The following is a 16,242-nucleotide window of genomic DNA, read 5'->3' as shown; positions in this document are numbered from 1 at the left end:
CAATTTCAGTGGTAAAGTACCTTGCATCCTAATTTGTTGGGCTGCACTTTGTTTAGCCCAACCTACGATTCAGTCTCGGTTAGAATTTTCTTATTACGTGCTGATTGATGACGTGCTCGCATTTCTACATCGATGTAGCGATCGGTGGTTGCACTGGTACTGTGGCCAGCATCATCGCGAACATGCTCACGGGGTCTGAATTTAACATCTTCAGAGATTCCGGTATGCCTTAACCAGTGTACGGTGGCTGCGTTAAGATTATCCGCTTCTTCAATATGACCTTTCTGCCTTAGCGTATCTGCAGCTAAATCAAAACAGCGTTGAATAAGTCGCCTAATGGGCGCGGTATCACTCATAGGGCCTGAGCCACGCAATTTAGGCAAAAGGAGCGAAGTATCACCTGGTGAGGGCAGCGGTGTTAGGCCTAAAAATAAACGCCAGCGGGTAAGGTTGGCAAGCATATCATCACTTACCGCAACTTGCCGCTCTTTGTTCCCTTTACCTACAGTTGTAAACCACCAAGCTCCACTACTATCTTTAGCAAAATTATTCATGGTTGGTGTCCAGCGTTCATGCGCCACTAACTCAGAAATTCGCAGATACATACCAAAAAGCATACTCAAGATAAAACGGGTACGCTCATGTAAGGCTGGATCATGTTCAGCTAAGGTTTCCGATGCTTTTAAAACAGCTTCCCATTGCAGCATACTTAAGCGGCGAACTGGTGGGCTTTGTTGGCGTTTACGAATAAATTTACTTTTTTGCCGAATTAAAGCCACCGGATTGGTTAAGAGATATTCTTCCGCAATTAGAAAATTAAAGTAAGTACTTAATATAGCAAAAATTTCCTGAGTCGCTCCTTGGGATAAATTAAACTGATCTAGCGTGGGTTCATTACCTTGTTTACGTGAGGATTTACTGATAGTTACGACAAAGGGCCGCCACTTTTCATTAGGAATTCGCAAGCCCTCTTTTTCAATATAACGAGGTACTTTTTTTAAGCTAATCCACTGTTCGGGTGGATTTTGGCAAAAGCGAATAAATTGTTCTATATCATCACGTCTTAGCTCACTTAAAGTCGTTTTTTTAATAAGCCAACACCATTGTAAGAGTCGCTCTACTTCACGCCGATAACTATTAAAGGTACCAAGACTACCAGAGTAGCTTTTAAGGAAATCTAGCGTACGTAGAAAGTCATCTTGAAATTTTTTATCAGGCAAAATAGCATTTTGCTGATTTTTATGCAGATGATTTAAGTTATCAAATAAGGGTAAGAGCTGGAATTTCATTGAATTTATTATTATTTATTATGTGCTTTAATTTGAGCACCAATGGGTGTTTTGGTCAAGCAGAGGTGATAATTAAGTTTGTTAAACCAGGCTCTGCAATTTGATAAAGCAAATGAAATTCTATAATAATTGCGCTTTATCATTAACAGGCAAGCCTTGTATTACTTAAAGCAAAGTTTCTCCTGTAATTATTGGTCAAAGCTTTTAACAAATTTGCGTTAATTTTCACCATTTTCTGGATACCGCGAACAAGTCGCGGTACGTAGGCGTTAAGGTATGTATAAGCAAAATAAGCGAATAACAACAATGTTTTATGTTTAGATTATTCTTTCTGCGATTATATTACTGCAACTCCATCACATCGATTACCTCTCTTTATCTACGTACCGCAACTCGTTCGCGGTATCCAGACGATAGTGAAATTGGAAAGATAGTACAGATAAATTATTGCAACGCTATCTTCCCTTATAACTTTGGCGCTTAGGTACCTTAACGCCTACGTACCGCGACTGGTTCGCGGTATCCAGACGGTAATGAAATTGGAAAGATAGTACAGATAAATTATTGCAACGCTATCTTCCCTTATAACTTTGACGCTTAGGTACCTTAACGCCTACGTACCGCGACTGGTTCGCGGTATCCAGACGGTAGTGAAATTGGAAAGATAGTGCAGGAAATTATTGCAACGCTATCTTCCCTTATAATTTTGACGCTTAGGTACCTTAACGCCTACGTACCGCGACTGGTTCGCGGTATCCAGACGATAGTGAAATTGGAAAGATAGTGCAGGAAATTATTGCAACGCTATCTTCCCTTATAATTTTGACGCTTAGGTACCTTAACGCCTACGTACCGCGACTGGTTCGCGGTATCCAGACGATAGTGAAATTGGAAAGATAGTGCAGATAAATTATTGCAGTTCTAAAGCAATTATATGCTTATATATTACTTCTTATGTAATCAAGCTTAAGTAAATGATAATATTAATTTGAGTCCAACACTCGATAACAAGGAAGAAAATGCCCTCATTTTATGTCTATATTATGGCAAGTAAACGCAATGGCACTCTGTATATTGGCTCAACGTCTGATTTAATTAAAAGAGTTTGGGAACATAAAAACAAAGTGATCTTAAGCTTTACTGCCCAATACAATGTTTTTCTATTAGTTTACTATGAAGAACATACAACTTATCTAGAAGCTGGCCGTCGTGAGAAGTGTTTAAAAAACTGGCCCCGGAAATGGAAATTGAATTTGATTGAAGCGTTAAATCCTAAATGGTGTGATCTCTATGAGGATATTTGCCGCTAATTAAATATGATATCTGGATACCGCGAACGAGTCGCGGTACGTAGGCGGTGTAAAGGTCATAAGGGAAAGATAGCGTTGTAATAATTTATCTGCACTATCTTTCCAATTTTACTATCGTCTGGATACCGCGAACGAGTCGCGGTACGTAGGCGGTGTAAAGGTCATAAGGGAAAGATAGAGCTGTAATAATTTATCTGCACTATCTTTCCAATTTTACTATCGTCTGGATACCGTGAACCAGTCGCGGTACGTAGGGGCTTTTGGTCGCTCATCTATTGTCATTAAAAGCCTGCAGGACATAGGGATAAAGAAGATAATTATTTTGTTTTCGCTATCAATTGGATGTTGCAAATAAGTCGCAGCAAGTATGAGGCGAGGTTTCTCTAAGAATAGTTAATTTATTTCTAATTAGGAGTTGTTGCACATAGACGTAAACAAACCTACTAACTAACCTTAATACAAAATAAGGCTGTAGTAAGTCAAAGCAAAAAGAGCCATTATTAATATAAATGTATAAAATACCTTTATAATAAATTATTTAGAAAAATTAATTTGCATAAGTTATTGACCTCTAGGAGCGCACCGAGTATTATTTGCGCTCTGTCCTAGGACGGGTCTTCGGGGTATAGCGCAGTCTGGTAGCGCGCCTGGTTTGGGACCAGGATGTCGGGGGTTCGAATCCCTCTACCCCGACCAATAGACTTCTTGCATAACTAGCAGATTTTGCTTTAATGCAAGGCGTAAGTGTTGCGATGAGCTGAGTTAAGAGTAAATGAGCATCCACATAAACACTTATAACATGGTAATCAAGCACAATATGTGGTTATGCAAGAAGTCTGATATTTGCGCCCGTAGCTCATTTGGATAGAGCATCGGCCTTCTAAGCCGAGGGTAGCAGGTTCGAGTCCTGCCGGGCGTGCCAGCCTTTGTGCAGTATTCTAAATATAATTATTTTGAATTTTTAAGTTATAATTATGGTGAGCGTAGCTCAGTTGGTAGAGCCCCGGGTTGTGATCCCGGTTGTCGTGGGTTCGAGTCCCATCGTTCACCCCATGTTGCAAATTATCAATTTTCTGTGCTTTGCATTCTGCATAAGACTTTACAAAGCCACTATACTGTTTGATAATTCCACCCTGCTTGCGAAAGTGGCGGAACTGGTAGACGCGCTGGATTTAGGTTCCAGTGGGGTAACCCGTGAGAGTTCGAGTCTCTCCTTTCGCACCATTCATGACATGACACAATTTCCAAGAGGTGACTAGATGCAAGTTTCTGTTGAGACCTTGAAAGGTTTGGAACGTAAGGTAACAGTTTCGGTACCTACCGAGAAAGTTGAAGAAGAAGTTAACCTTCGCCTTCGCTCATTAGCCCGCAAAGTTAAAATAGCTGGTTTTCGGCCTGGTAAAGTCCCCATGAATGTTGTGCAAAGTCGCTATTCAGATAGCGTGCGTGAAGAAGTTGCGCGCGACATGGTTCAATCAACACTATATGAAGCGCTTAAAGAGAAAGAATTAACGCCAGCTGCCGCACCTGCTGTTGAGCCTGAACAGCTAGAGTCAGGGAAAGATTTCCGTTACAGTGCTACGTTTGAAGTATTTCCTGTTATTGAAATTAAAGAATTAGATCAACCTAAAATTGAATTAGTTCAAGCTGAAGTTAAGGAAGCAGATATAGATGCAATGCTTGAAAAACTTCGCGAACAAAACAAAGAGTGGCAAGAAGTATCAAGGGAAGCCACGCAAGGTGATAAAGTTATTATTGACTTTGAAGGTTTCCTGGATGATAAACCATTTGAAGGTGGTAAGGCAGAGTATTACGAGTTAGTTCTAGGCTCTAATTCAATGATTCCTGGTTTTGAAGAAAAAATTGTTGGACACAAACCTAATAAACCTTTTGAAATCAAAATTACCTTCCCAGAAAGCTATGGTCACAAGGACTTAGCTGGCAAAGAAACAGTATTTAAAATCACTATTAGAAGTGTTATGGAAGGCAAATTACCTGAATTAAATGATGAATTTGCTGAAAAGTTTAATATTAAAGAAGGTGGCTTAGAAGCGTTAAAGAAAGATATTAAAGAAAATATGTCTCGTGAGCTTGAGCGTCGTGTCAGTGCTATGAATCGTGAACGTATTTTTGATAAGCTCTTAGAAATTAATTCATTTGATCTACCAAATTCTTTAATTGATCAAGAAATAGAGCATTTAAAACATGATATGTATCATCGTGTCTTTGGCAATGAACATTCAGATGATGAAAAAATTCCAGATTTCCCAAGAAATCTTTTCGACAAACAAGCTACTCGTCGCGTTCACTTAGGTTTATTGTTATCAGAATATATCAAAAAACATCAATTAGCAGCTACTAAAGAACGAGTTGATGCAATGATTGAGAAATTAGCCAAAGCTTATGAAAAGCCTGAAGAATTGCGTAACTGGTACTATAGTAAGAAGGAAAATTTAGCTGAAATTGAAGCCTTAGTTACGGAAGAAATGGTTGCCGAAAAAATTAGCGAGCATGCAACCATTGTTAACAAAGAGCAAAGCTATGATGAAATCATGAACCCTAAAGCTAATCAGGATGAAGAAAATCAACCAGAAGCTGTTAAAGAAGAACAAGAAGGTGAATAAAAATGGATAATTTCAATACACCAATTAAAAATGCCAGTGGCCTTGTGCCTATGGTTATTGAACAAACTTCTCGGGGCGAGCGGTCTTATGATATTTATTCTCGCCTGCTAAAAGAGCGAATTATCTTCTTACTGGGTGAAGTAGAAGATCATATGGCAAATTTAGTTGTTGCTCAGTTACTGTTTTTAGAATCAGAAAATCCTGAAAAAGATATATTTTTATATATTAATTCACCAGGTGGAGTGGTCACAGCCGGGCTTGCTATTTACGATACAATGCAATTTATAAAACCGGATGTAAGTACTTTATGTATTGGTCAAGCAGCAAGTGCTGCTGCTTTATTACTGTGTGCTGGTGCTGATGGCAAGCGTTTTTGTCTACCAAATTCACGGGTTATGATTCACCAACCGTTAGGTGGATATCGTGGTCAAGCTACTGATATTGAAATTCATGCTCGGGAAACATTAGCAATACGAGAACGCTTAAACAGTATTATGGCTAAACACTGTAAGAAGACACCAGATCAAATTATGCGCGATACGGAACGTGATAATTTTATGAATGCTTCGCAAGCGCAAGAATATGGTCTAATAGATAAAGTTCTGCATGATCGAGAAAGTTTAGCCTAAGTGGTCAATTCTTGCTATAATGCATAAGTGCCAGAAATAAATTAGACTTTACTAAACCTTAGCATTTACTAATTTTAAAACGTAAGACTTAGGTTTAAAAGCAGTTTATAATAGTTTCTGGCGTAATTGTAATCGTTCAGTAGTGATGTCAACTTAAGCCTAAAAGTAGAGGTTGGGCCTTTTGCCTAACATTTACATGGCTATTGTTGGGCTAAAAGCCTAAGCTATATAATATTCTCTTAAGTTGATGCCATTATTTGAATGCTTGCTCTTTTAACTTACTGATTAATCAAATTAGTGTTATGCTAAATCTATAACTATATTTCAACGTTAACATTAAATAAAATCAAAATAATAAATGAAAAGAAATACAAAAAAACACTATTTATTAAATTATTACAGTCAGTTTACTATACTAATGGATGTACAAAAGTAGGCTATAAAACGAAGATAAACAGTCTGCTTACAGAAAGATATACTTAAATAATGAGAGATAAAATTTATTTTTTACATTGCTTATGTTGGCAGTAAGAAAGGGGTTAATAGATGAGTAAAACAGGCAGAGGCGATGGTGACAAAGTTTTGTATTGTTCGTTCTGTGGTAAGAGCCAGCATGAAGTAAAAAAACTTATAGCTGGTCCTTCAGTATTTGTTTGTGACGAATGTGTTGAACTTTGTAATGATATCATTCGCGAAGAAAATCAAGAAACAACTGAAAATACTCAAACTCGTTTACCTACACCTCGAGAAATAGCAAGTTTTCTTGATGAGTATGTGATTGGCCAACCGCACGCTAAAAAAGTATTATCTGTTGCAGTATATAACCACTACAAGCGCTTACAGCATAAAACAGAAGATGGTATTGAGTTAGGAAAGAGTAATATATTATTGATAGGTCCAACCGGTAGTGGTAAAACTTTATTAGCACAAACCTTGGCACGCTTACTTAATGTACCCTTTACGATGGCTGATGCAACGACTTTAACGGAAGCAGGTTACGTAGGGGAAGACGTAGAAAATATTATTCAAAAATTATTGCAAAAATGTGATTATGATGTAGATAGAGCTCAACAAGGTATTGTTTATATTGATGAAATAGATAAGATTTCACGTAAATCAGATAATCCATCAATTACCAGAGATGTTTCAGGTGAGGGAGTACAGCAAGCCTTATTAAAATTAATAGAAGGTACTATTGCATCCGTTCCACCACAAGGCGGTAGAAAACATCCGCAGCAAGAATTTTTACAAGTAGATACATCTAATATTCTATTTATCTGTGGTGGTGCTTTCGCAGGGCTTGAGAAAGTTATTCGCGAGCGTAGTGATAAGTCAGGTATTGGCTTTGCTGCTCAACTTAAAAATCAAAAAGACACGAAAGAAAATGAAAAAGTGTTAGAGATGTTAGAGTCAGATGATTTAGTTAAATATGGCCTAATTCCAGAGTTTGTTGGCCGATTACCGGTTATTACTACTTTAAAAGAGCTTGATGAAGCAGCTTTAATTGATATTCTGACCAGACCAAAGAATGCATTAACTAAACAATTCCATGCACTCTTTAAGATGGAAAATGTTGAGTTAGAGTTCCGTGAAGAAGCTTTACGTCAAATTGCGCAAAAAGCTCTAGCACGAAAAATAGGTGCGCGAGGATTGCGTGCCATACTTGAAAATATTCTTTTAGACACCATGTATGATCTACCCTCTTTAGAAGGTATTAGAAAAGTAGTTATAGATGAAAATGTAATTACCAATTCTGGAAAGCCTTTATTAATTTTTGATGGTGATGAAGCAAAGCAATCTGCTGCTGGTGGTGAGTAGCCTTGTATAGTTTGGAGTGACAGGTGTGTTACTCCAAACTATTTACCATACAGGCTTTCCCCATTAATCCAATTAAGCTGTAATATAAATAAATGTTGGTATTCTAGATAAGCAATTGGTATTTCAATATCATGGTTTTGGGGGTATGTATAAATAGATTATCCCAAATTAAGAATGCCTTATGGGATCATCGTATGTGATTAAGGACTCATTATGTCTAGCAAAAATGAATTAATGACAAATGAAGGTGGCATTGAATCACCTTTACCCGTTTTACCTTTAAGAGATGTTGTTGTTTATCCGCATATGGTTATCCCTCTTTTCGTTGGCCGCGAAAAGTCTATTAAGGCTTTAGAAGCTTCCATGGTGGAAAATAAACAAATTTTCTTAGTGGCTCAACGTAAATCATCTAATGACGACCCGTCTGCTGATGATGTGTATGAAGTTGGAACCGTTTCAAGTGTATTACAGTTACTAAAGCTACCTGATGGAACTGTTAAAGTATTAGTTGAAGGTGAAAGGCGAGCGCGCGTAACCCAATATATACAAGATAAAGGTTATCTTGAAGCTATGCTTGAACCAATTGAAGACGTTGATACTGCCCTGACCCGACAAGAAATTGAAATATTAATGCGCTCTTTAATGTCGCAATTCGAGCAGTATATCAAATTAAACAAAAAAATACCGCCCGAAGTATTAAGTTCATTAACAAGCATTGAAGAGCCTGGACGTTTAGCAGATAACATTGCGGCACACTTAAGTCTTAAAGTTGAAGACAAACAAGAAGTTTTAGAAATAGAAGACGTTGGCTCAAGGCTTGAGCGTTTAATGGCTGCCTTAGAAGGTGAAATTGATTTATTGCATGTTGAAAAGCGTGTACGTGGCCGAGTTAAGCGCCAAATGGAAAAAAGCCAGCGCGAGTATTATCTCAATGAGCAAATGAAAGCTATTCAAAAGGAATTAGGCGAGCTTGGCGGTGAAGAAGGCAATGAAGTTGAGCAGATGGAAAGTGCCATTAATAAAGCTGGTATGCCTAAGGAAGCCAAAGAAAAAGCTTTATCAGAGTTGCAAAAACTTAAAATGATGTCGCCTATGTCAGCGGAAGCAACGGTTATTCGTAATTATTTAGATTGGATGCTAGCTGTTCCCTGGCGGAAAAAGAATAAAATTCAATTTGATTTAGAGAAAGCAGATAAATTGCTTGATAAAGAGCACTATGGCCTTGAAAAGGTTAAAGAGCGTATTACTGAATATTTAGCTGTTCAGCAGCGTGTTAAGCGTATTAAAGGCCCTATATTATGTTTAGTGGGCCCTCCTGGGGTAGGTAAAACCTCACTAGGTCAATCTATTGCTAATGCCACAGGCCGGACCTTTATTCGCATTGCCTTAGGAGGCGTACGTGACGAAGCTGAAATACGTGGCCATCGCCGTACCTATATTGGCTCTATGCCGGGCAAAATTATTCAAAAATTGTGTAAAGCTGGGGTAAAAAATCCTTTAATTATGCTTGATGAAGTAGACAAAATGGCAATGGATTTCAGAGGCGATCCTGCTTCTGCTTTACTTGAAGTGCTAGACCCTGAACAAAACCATACGTTTAGCGATCACTATCTGGAAGTAGATTATGATTTAAGTGATGTTATGTTTATTGCTACAGCAAATTCACTGGAAATTCCAGCACCACTATTAGATAGAATGGAAGTTATTCGTCTGGCTGGGTATACCGAGGATGAAAAAGTCAATATTGCTCTAACCTATTTGATACCAAAACAAATTGTCTTAAATGGGTTAAAAGATGATGAAATCAATATCAGTGAGAAAGCAATTCACGAAATTATTCGTCACTATACTCGAGAGGCAGGCGTACGAAATCTAGAACGAGATATTGCAAGTATTTGTCGTAAAGTGGTTAAAGAAATTCTAACGAGCAAACGTACTAAAAAAGTACTGGTTACGCGTAATAATATTGAGAAGTATCTTGGAGTAAAAAAATACCGCTATGGTCTTGCTGAGCAATATGATCAAGTTGGTCAAGTAACAGGTTTAGCATGGACAAGCGTTGGTGGCGAGTTATTAATCATTGAAGCTGCCATGATGTCTGGTAAGGGTAAAGTCACGCATACTGGTCAATTAGGCGAGGTCATGCAAGAGTCTATTCAAGCGGCTATGACAGTGGTTAGAAATCGCTCTAAATCTTTACATATACCCGAAGAGTTTTATGATAAGAAGGATTTTCATATCCATGTTCCAGAAGGTGCTACGCCGAAAGATGGGCCTAGTGCAGGTATTGGTATGTGTACGGCTTTAGTCTCTGTTCTTACCCAAATTCCGGTGCGTGCTGATGTAGCAATGACAGGCGAAATTACATTACGAGGTCAAGTATTGCCGATAGGCGGGTTGAAGGAAAAATTACTAGCTGCGCATCGTGGTGGGATTAAGCATGTTATTATTCCTGAAGAGAATAAAAAAGACGTAGATGAAATTCCAGATAATGTTTTACGCAAGCTAAAAATTCATCCGGTAAAAACGATTGATGAAGTCTTAAAAATCGCTTTAAGAGAGGATCCTTTTCAAAGAGAAGATAATTTGGATGAAAATAGACCAACAGAAGTAAAATCTCTTGAAAAAAGTGAAAATAATGATTTACAGGCTCATTAATACCGGGTATATTTCACTGCGTTGCCGCTGATATGACTAGCGTATTAGCGGAGGTTCCAAGGATGTGACTGCTTGACTGAAGGTAATGATTTTGATTAAATCAACCTTCTGGAAAAGGATGAATAACTGGATAGGGGAAACGATGAATAAGAGTGAATTAGTAGATGCAATTGCAAGCGGAACAGGCTTAACAAAAGCTGATACAGGTCGAGTTCTTGAAATGTTTATGGTAACTGTTACGGATGCTCTAAAGAGCGGTGATCAAGTTGTCTTACCAGGATTTGGCTCTTTCTCAACTGGTAATCGTTCCGAAAGAGAAGGTAGAAACCCACAGACGGGTGAAAAAATTAAGATTAAAGCATCTCGAGTAGCCAGGTTTAAAGCTGGTAAATCTCTCAAAGAAGCTGTACAGGAAGCGTGATTTTATCGGGTGCTTAGCTCAGCTGGGAGAGCATCGCCCTTACAAGGCGAGGGTCGTAGGTTCGATCCCTACAGCACCCACCAAGATTGGAGTGGTAGTTCAGTTGGTCAGAATACCGGCCTGTCACGCCGGGGGTCGCGGGTTCGAGCCCCGTCCACTCCGCCAAATTAACGCGCCTTAGGGCGCGTTTTTTTTAGCTGCAGCGCTTACTTTTATTAACTTAATAATTTACTATTGTTGTTGAGCGTTAACGGTGTATATTAGCTCAGTAATAGGTAGAAAAGGAATTCATCAAGATAAGTGATTATCTAATGAATTATTTTAATAATTAGGAGTTTATTTATATTCTGCTAGCTTAAGTCAAACTGACTCACATATACGAAATATGTAAATAGCAGCACCAAAAGCTTAAGATTAATTTTGGTCATTATAGTAGAAATATAAATAGTCCCTAAAGGTGGGCATAAAAGCAGACACCCAATTTTTGTATCAATTATGGAACTTTAGAATATGTTGCAGAAGCTAAACGAACGCATACAAGGTGTTATAGCTTGGGTAGTTATTATTCTGATAGCGGTAACCTTCACTCTTTTTGGAATTGATTACTATATGCAGTCGCGCCATGTTTCGGATGCGGAAGTTACAGTAAACAATCAACCTATCAGTAAACAAGCTTTTGAAATAAATTATCGACGAGCACGTCAACAGCGGGATCCTGCTCAAATAACAGCAGCAAGCGAAGCGGCTTTAAAAAAGAAAGTTCTAGACGATATGGTTGTTAATGAGGTAAGTGTGCAAGCAGCCAATGCAAATGGCTTTGCGGTGAATCTTGCACAAGCTAACGCAGCAATTGTTAGTATTCCTCAATTTCAACAAGACGGACATTTTTCAGCAGAACGATATCAGCTAGCTTTAAGCGGTGCTATGTTTACGCCTGAATCTTTTCAAACGGAAGTTAGACAAGGCATGCTATTAAATCAACAACGTTTTGCATTTATTGGCAGTTCTTTCGCTACTCCTACAGAAATTAAGCGATTTATTAAGCTATATATGCAAACCAGAGATTATGACTATTTAAAGATTTCAGCGGGCTCATTTGTTAATAAAAAAGAGATTACCGAAGAGCAAATTAAAAGTTATTATCAAAGTCATCCTCAGCAATTTATAGCGCCTGAAAAGGTTACTATTGACTTTGTTCGCTTATCAATGCAAAAACTGCGTGAAGCTACTCCCGTAAGTGATGCAGATATTCAACGCTACTACGATGATAATCGAAACAACTTCTTAAGCCCGGCTCAATGGAAAGTTGCGCATATTCTCTTTGCTTTTCCAAAAGACGCAGATGATGAAGCACAAGCAGAAGTTAAGCAAAAAGCGGAAGAAGCTTATCAAGCTTTACAAAATAATCCTGCTCAGTTTGCACAATGGGTTAAAACTATGTCTGCTGATAAGTTGTCGGCGCTTAACAATGGCGAATTACCCTGGATTATTGCCGGAAAAACTGAATTTGATAAAGCATTATCTAATTTAAAGCAACCAGGGCAATTATCAGAGCCTTTTAAAACAGCGCATGGTTATGAAATTTTTAAGCTTGTTGCTTTTATGCCAGCTAAACTCAAGCCATTAAGTGAAGTTAAAAATGACATTGCTGAACAACTTAAAACGGAGATGGCGCAGTCGAAATATGCTCAGCTCGTCGAACAACTCACTGATTTGAGCTATCAAACGCCAGATTCTTTAACACCCGTTGCTGAAGAACTTAAGTTAACAATTGAAAAATCAGAACCATTCTCACGAAATGGTGGAAAAACTGATCTTACTAAAAATAAGCATATTATTAATGCTGCATTTAGCCACGATGTTTTAGCTCTAGGTAATAATAGTGAGCCTATCCAACTAGATAATGACAATGTGGTTGTGTTACGAGTAGCAGATCATATTCCAGCAGAAAAACAGCCACTTACTGCAGTTAGAGAGACTATTATCGATAAGCTTGCACTACAAAAGGCAGAAGATAAGGCAAAAGAATTAGGCTCTAGCATATTGGCTGAAAAGAAAAACAATAATCCCAATTCCGAATCTCTTCTAGAGGCTAATAAATTAGTATGGCATGAGGTTGCGCAAGCAACACGTGATACTGATAAAGCTGATGCTGTGATTAACGATTTAGCTTTCAGCTTACCGAAGCCTAATAGTCTAGAAGGCCGCCGTTTAATGAATGGTGATTATGTAATTGTAAGGCTGAAAAAAATTAATGATGGTCAAGATAGCTCACTTGATAAAGAAAATCGAGCAAGTATAGCGCAACAGATTGAAGCGAGTTATGGTTTAATGGATTACGATTTATACATAAATAGCTTAGTCAAGAGTGCTAAGATTGCCAGAAATCATTAAGTACAGTGCTTATTATTGCCATTAATTATAGTTTTATTGTAAGTCGGGCCTTGGCCCGACAATGATATTAACTCTTTCATTCGCAAAATTTACTTTTTAAACTAATTATCGATTTTCATTAACTCTATATATACCTATCTTTATATTCCTAATTTTGTTAACTCATATAGATAAAAAGCGATTAAGGCTAAAATACTGAAAGCTAATCAGTCTTAATAAAGATATACTTTATCAAGCCTATTTATTTAGCCTGCCTAAAAAAGACACCAGCCCTACTGTAGCGAAAGCATCATCAGATTTTTTGTCGATTGATGATTATTGTACTTTTTAATAGCGGATTGAAACTTAAGTTGACGCAAGCAAAAGGCACTGGTATAAAGGTCGTTCAAAACTTGTTGCTACTGACCGAAATATAGCAAAGGAGTAAAGAATGACAAATAGATTTACCGATAATCAATTAGCAGAAATTTATTTAAGTATGTATAATGACTATACAAATAACTTGAATAACGGACTTACTCTTTCGGAAACCCATCAGTTTATTTATTCTAAATTATTTCATTCTTTTAATGAGCCTAAGAGTTCTTTATATAATTTACCTACAGAAGAAAGACAGCGTGTATGGGGTGTTTATTATGCATTTCTTAATAGTACGCCTAGTTTTAGACATCAATATCAAACTGAGAGACAACAGCAGCAATTCTGGAATACGTTTAATACGCAAAAACCACAAGTAATAATTATTAATAACCGTGATCGTCATTATTGTGCCCATAATACAGTTTTTGATTGGTTATTACTTAACTCACTTATTAATTATAATCGTCCTTATGTAAATTATAATCGTCCTAGTAATTATCATCGTCATGATGATAATAATAAAAATGGTAACTTTTTACTCTTTTTACTTTTGTTAGTGTTAACCACACTTGCTGTAGCTGCTACGTTAATAGCGCTTTATTATATTTTAAGAGAATTTGTAAATAGTGCAGAGCGATTAATTTTTAATGAAGGACAACTACAGGCTGCAATTACTATGGCATCCATTGCAGGCGGTGCTGCAGCTGGAGCACTCTTTGGAACATTTATTGCCTCTATGCCAATTATCATGTTCGGTATAGCAGCGGGGGTAAGTAACCCTATCGGCCTGGCTATTACGGGAATTGTTTGTATAACTATTCTAAGTGCAGCGGCTGCTTGTGGCTTGACTAATTGGATCCAAAACAAAGTTATCCAACATAACAATAAAGATGCGCTTGATCCTAAGGATCCATACCGTTATACGCTAACTGCCAGTGAAGAGGCTAACTTAGTTAAAAAAGGTTATGATATTTATGCTGTTAAAATAGCAATCGTAGCGTTGCGTGAGAAGATTGGTGCAAAAGAAGTTCCATCACTTCTAAATCGGTTGTTTACGACTAGTGGACAAGAAAAACAAAAATATCTTGATTCAATTCGTTCAATTAAAAAAGGTGAATTAGATTTTGTAGAAGTAGACAAGATGAAATTTGATTTTCGACTACCTAACCCTTATAGCTTAAATAGCAACTATAGCAATATACATCGGCATAATGATGCTAATTATCCAACTCAGCAAACAAATTCTTTCTTTACTCAACCGCAAACTAATTATCCGCCTACTTATAAGTCAGAATACAATAACTCTCCCGAGCCATCTGCGCCTCCACTAGATGATATTACTCCAACAAGTGGCGGTTTATATCCCACACTTCAGGAGTATCAATTTTAAGAACGATAACAGAGCCTTTTTTTGTAGGCTCTGCGTTTATAGAATCTAAATAGTACGTAACTTTTTCGCGGGGTCCATCTAGTGAAAATATGAGACAAATTAGCTGGAGCCTGCGAATTAATCGCGGGACATCAGTGGCATTATTGGTTGAAAGAGACCTTATATTTAGAATAAGGTCTTATCTTGAATAAAACGCTATAGGCAAAATCTCTTGTTGGCCACCTACGTTCCGCGGTTTATCCGGCGTCGTTGCATAACTCAAGCTTCGCTAGCCTCAAGGCGGAGGCTGGTTAAGCAAGTAGCCCGGATGAAACGACGTGAAACCCGGGTTTCGGCCCGCAGGCCTTCACCCAGGCTACATCTGCTAATCGCAGGACGTCAGCAATATTATTTAGTTGAAAGAAACGCTCTATTTGAAATAAAGCGTTATTTTGAAATAAGACGCTATAGGCAAATCTCTCTGACGCCTACGTTCCGCGGTTTATCCGCGGAATCCAGTAACGAATGGGAATTTACTATCTAATCTTATTCTAAATTAGACATAGCTACGGCATGATAACCGGCATCGACATGAATCACTTCTGCTGTAATGCCTGATGCCAAATCAGAACATAGGAAAGCAGCCGTATTGCCGACTTCATCAGCAGTTACATTACGCTTAAGCGGTGTTGTTTCTGCATAAGCACTTTGCATTTTGCGAAAATCTTTAATACCCGCTGCAGCTAAAGTTTTAATAGGGCCTGCAGAGATAGCATTGACTCGTAAACCATGCGCGCCTAAGCTTGCTGCAAGGTACCGTACGGAAGCCTCAAGGCTGGCTTTAGCAATACCCATAACATTGTAGTTAGGTACCGCTTTTTCTGCGCCATAGTAGCTTAAAGTTAAAATAGAGCCATTGGAATCTTGCATTAAAGGAAAGGCCGCTTTAGCCAATCCAATTAAACTATATGCACTAATATCATGTGCAATATGGAATCCCTCACGATTTACGCACTCAATAAAATCACCACTAATTTGATCAGCAGGTGCAAAGGCAACTGAATGAATTAAGATATCAAGTTGGGGCCAATGATTTTTTAGCTCATCCATTAATGCTGTAATTTCTTGGTCATGGACTACATCGCAAGGAAAAGTGAGATTAGAATTAAATTCTGCTGCCATATTTTCGACTCGGGTACGCAACTTTTCATTTTGATAAGTAAAGGCAAGTTCAGCACCTTGGGCATGAAAGGCTTTAGCAATTCCATAAGCAATAGAACGATTGCTTGCTAAGCCAACGATCAATGCTCTTTTTCCACTTAAAAAACTCATAAATAAAGTCCCCTTAGCATTATTAGAAATCTATTAAG

At 37.9% G+C, this 16,242-nt stretch carries 10 protein-coding genes and 6 tRNA genes; 14 read left to right on the top strand and 2 right to left on the bottom strand.

All coding sequences use genetic code 11. The features are described from left to right. Window positions 1–62 precede the first annotated feature (62 nt). On the bottom strand, window positions 63–1,289 hold the full coding sequence (locus tag ACNVED_RS11510; RefSeq protein ID WP_419419156.1) for a tyrosine-type recombinase/integrase: 1,227 nt from the start codon (window positions 1,287–1,289) through the stop codon (window positions 63–65). Window positions 1,290–2,308: 1,019 nt separating this feature from the next. On the opposite strand from ACNVED_RS11510, the gene ACNVED_RS11505 reads away from it, so the two are divergent. The 14 genes from ACNVED_RS11505 (at window position 2,309) to ACNVED_RS11440 (ending at window position 14,893) form a co-directional block, all read left to right on the top strand. Then, the gene (locus tag ACNVED_RS11505; protein ID WP_419419155.1) at window positions 2,309–2,599 is read left to right on the top strand and encodes a GIY-YIG nuclease family protein; all 291 of its coding nucleotides are present in this window, start codon (window positions 2,309–2,311) and stop codon (window positions 2,597–2,599) included. Window positions 2,600–3,218: 619 nt separating this feature from the next. Further along, window positions 3,219–3,295, top strand: a tRNA-Pro gene (locus ACNVED_RS11500). A 149-nt stretch (window positions 3,296–3,444) separates the two neighbouring features. After that, window positions 3,445–3,521: transfer RNA gene (locus tag ACNVED_RS11495), tRNA-Arg, on the top strand. Between the two features lie 55 nt (window positions 3,522–3,576). Beyond that, a tRNA-His gene (locus ACNVED_RS11490) sits at window positions 3,577–3,652 on the top strand. 86 nt (window positions 3,653–3,738) lie between these two features. Continuing rightward, window positions 3,739–3,823: transfer RNA gene (locus ACNVED_RS11485), tRNA-Leu, on the top strand. 35 nt (window positions 3,824–3,858) lie between these two features. After that, entirely contained in the window at window positions 3,859–5,223 is a 1,365-nt protein-coding gene (gene tig / locus ACNVED_RS11480) for a trigger factor (RefSeq protein WP_419419154.1), read from the top strand. Between the two features lie 2 nt (window positions 5,224–5,225). After that, window positions 5,226–5,852, top strand: a complete 627-nt coding sequence (gene clpP, locus ACNVED_RS11475; protein ID WP_419419153.1) for an ATP-dependent Clp endopeptidase proteolytic subunit ClpP — start codon at window positions 5,226–5,228, stop codon at window positions 5,850–5,852. Between the two features lie 546 nt (window positions 5,853–6,398). Continuing rightward, entirely contained in the window at window positions 6,399–7,670 is a 1,272-nt protein-coding gene (gene clpX, locus ACNVED_RS11470; protein WP_419419152.1) for an ATP-dependent Clp protease ATP-binding subunit ClpX, read from the top strand. Window positions 7,671–7,904: 234 nt separating this feature from the next. After that, on the top strand, window positions 7,905–10,328 hold the full coding sequence (gene lon / locus ACNVED_RS11465; RefSeq protein WP_419421181.1) for an endopeptidase La: 2,424 nt from the start codon (window positions 7,905–7,907) through the stop codon (window positions 10,326–10,328). Between the two features lie 142 nt (window positions 10,329–10,470). Continuing rightward, the gene (locus ACNVED_RS11460; RefSeq protein ID WP_419419151.1) at window positions 10,471–10,749 is read left to right on the top strand and encodes an HU family DNA-binding protein; all 279 of its coding nucleotides are present in this window, start codon (window positions 10,471–10,473) and stop codon (window positions 10,747–10,749) included. A 7-nt stretch (window positions 10,750–10,756) separates the two neighbouring features. Then, window positions 10,757–10,832, top strand: a tRNA-Val gene (locus tag ACNVED_RS11455). A 5-nt stretch (window positions 10,833–10,837) separates the two neighbouring features. After that, window positions 10,838–10,914: transfer RNA gene (locus ACNVED_RS11450), tRNA-Asp, on the top strand. A gap of 345 nt (window positions 10,915–11,259) precedes the next feature. Then, window positions 11,260–13,143 carry a SurA N-terminal domain-containing protein gene (locus ACNVED_RS11445; protein WP_419419150.1) on the top strand — a complete coding sequence of 628 codons (1,884 nt, stop codon included), beginning with the start codon at window positions 11,260–11,262 and terminating at the stop codon, window positions 13,141–13,143. Between the two features lie 430 nt (window positions 13,144–13,573). Continuing rightward, on the top strand, window positions 13,574–14,893 hold the full coding sequence (locus ACNVED_RS11440; RefSeq protein WP_419419149.1) for a hypothetical protein: 1,320 nt from the start codon (window positions 13,574–13,576) through the stop codon (window positions 14,891–14,893). 525 nt (window positions 14,894–15,418) lie between these two features. Here ACNVED_RS11440 and ACNVED_RS11435 read toward each other — a convergent pair. Then, complete coding sequence (locus ACNVED_RS11435; protein WP_419419148.1) at window positions 15,419–16,204, bottom strand: enoyl-ACP reductase FabI; 786 nt, start codon at window positions 16,202–16,204, stop codon at window positions 15,419–15,421. Window positions 16,205–16,242 lie beyond the last annotated feature (38 nt).

Origin of the sequence: Legionella sp. D16C41 (assembly GCF_048541585.1) — a bacterium.
In the GTDB taxonomy this organism is placed as follows: domain Bacteria; phylum Pseudomonadota; class Gammaproteobacteria; order Legionellales; family Legionellaceae; genus Legionella_C.
This window is presented reverse-complemented; position numbering and strand designations above follow the sequence as displayed.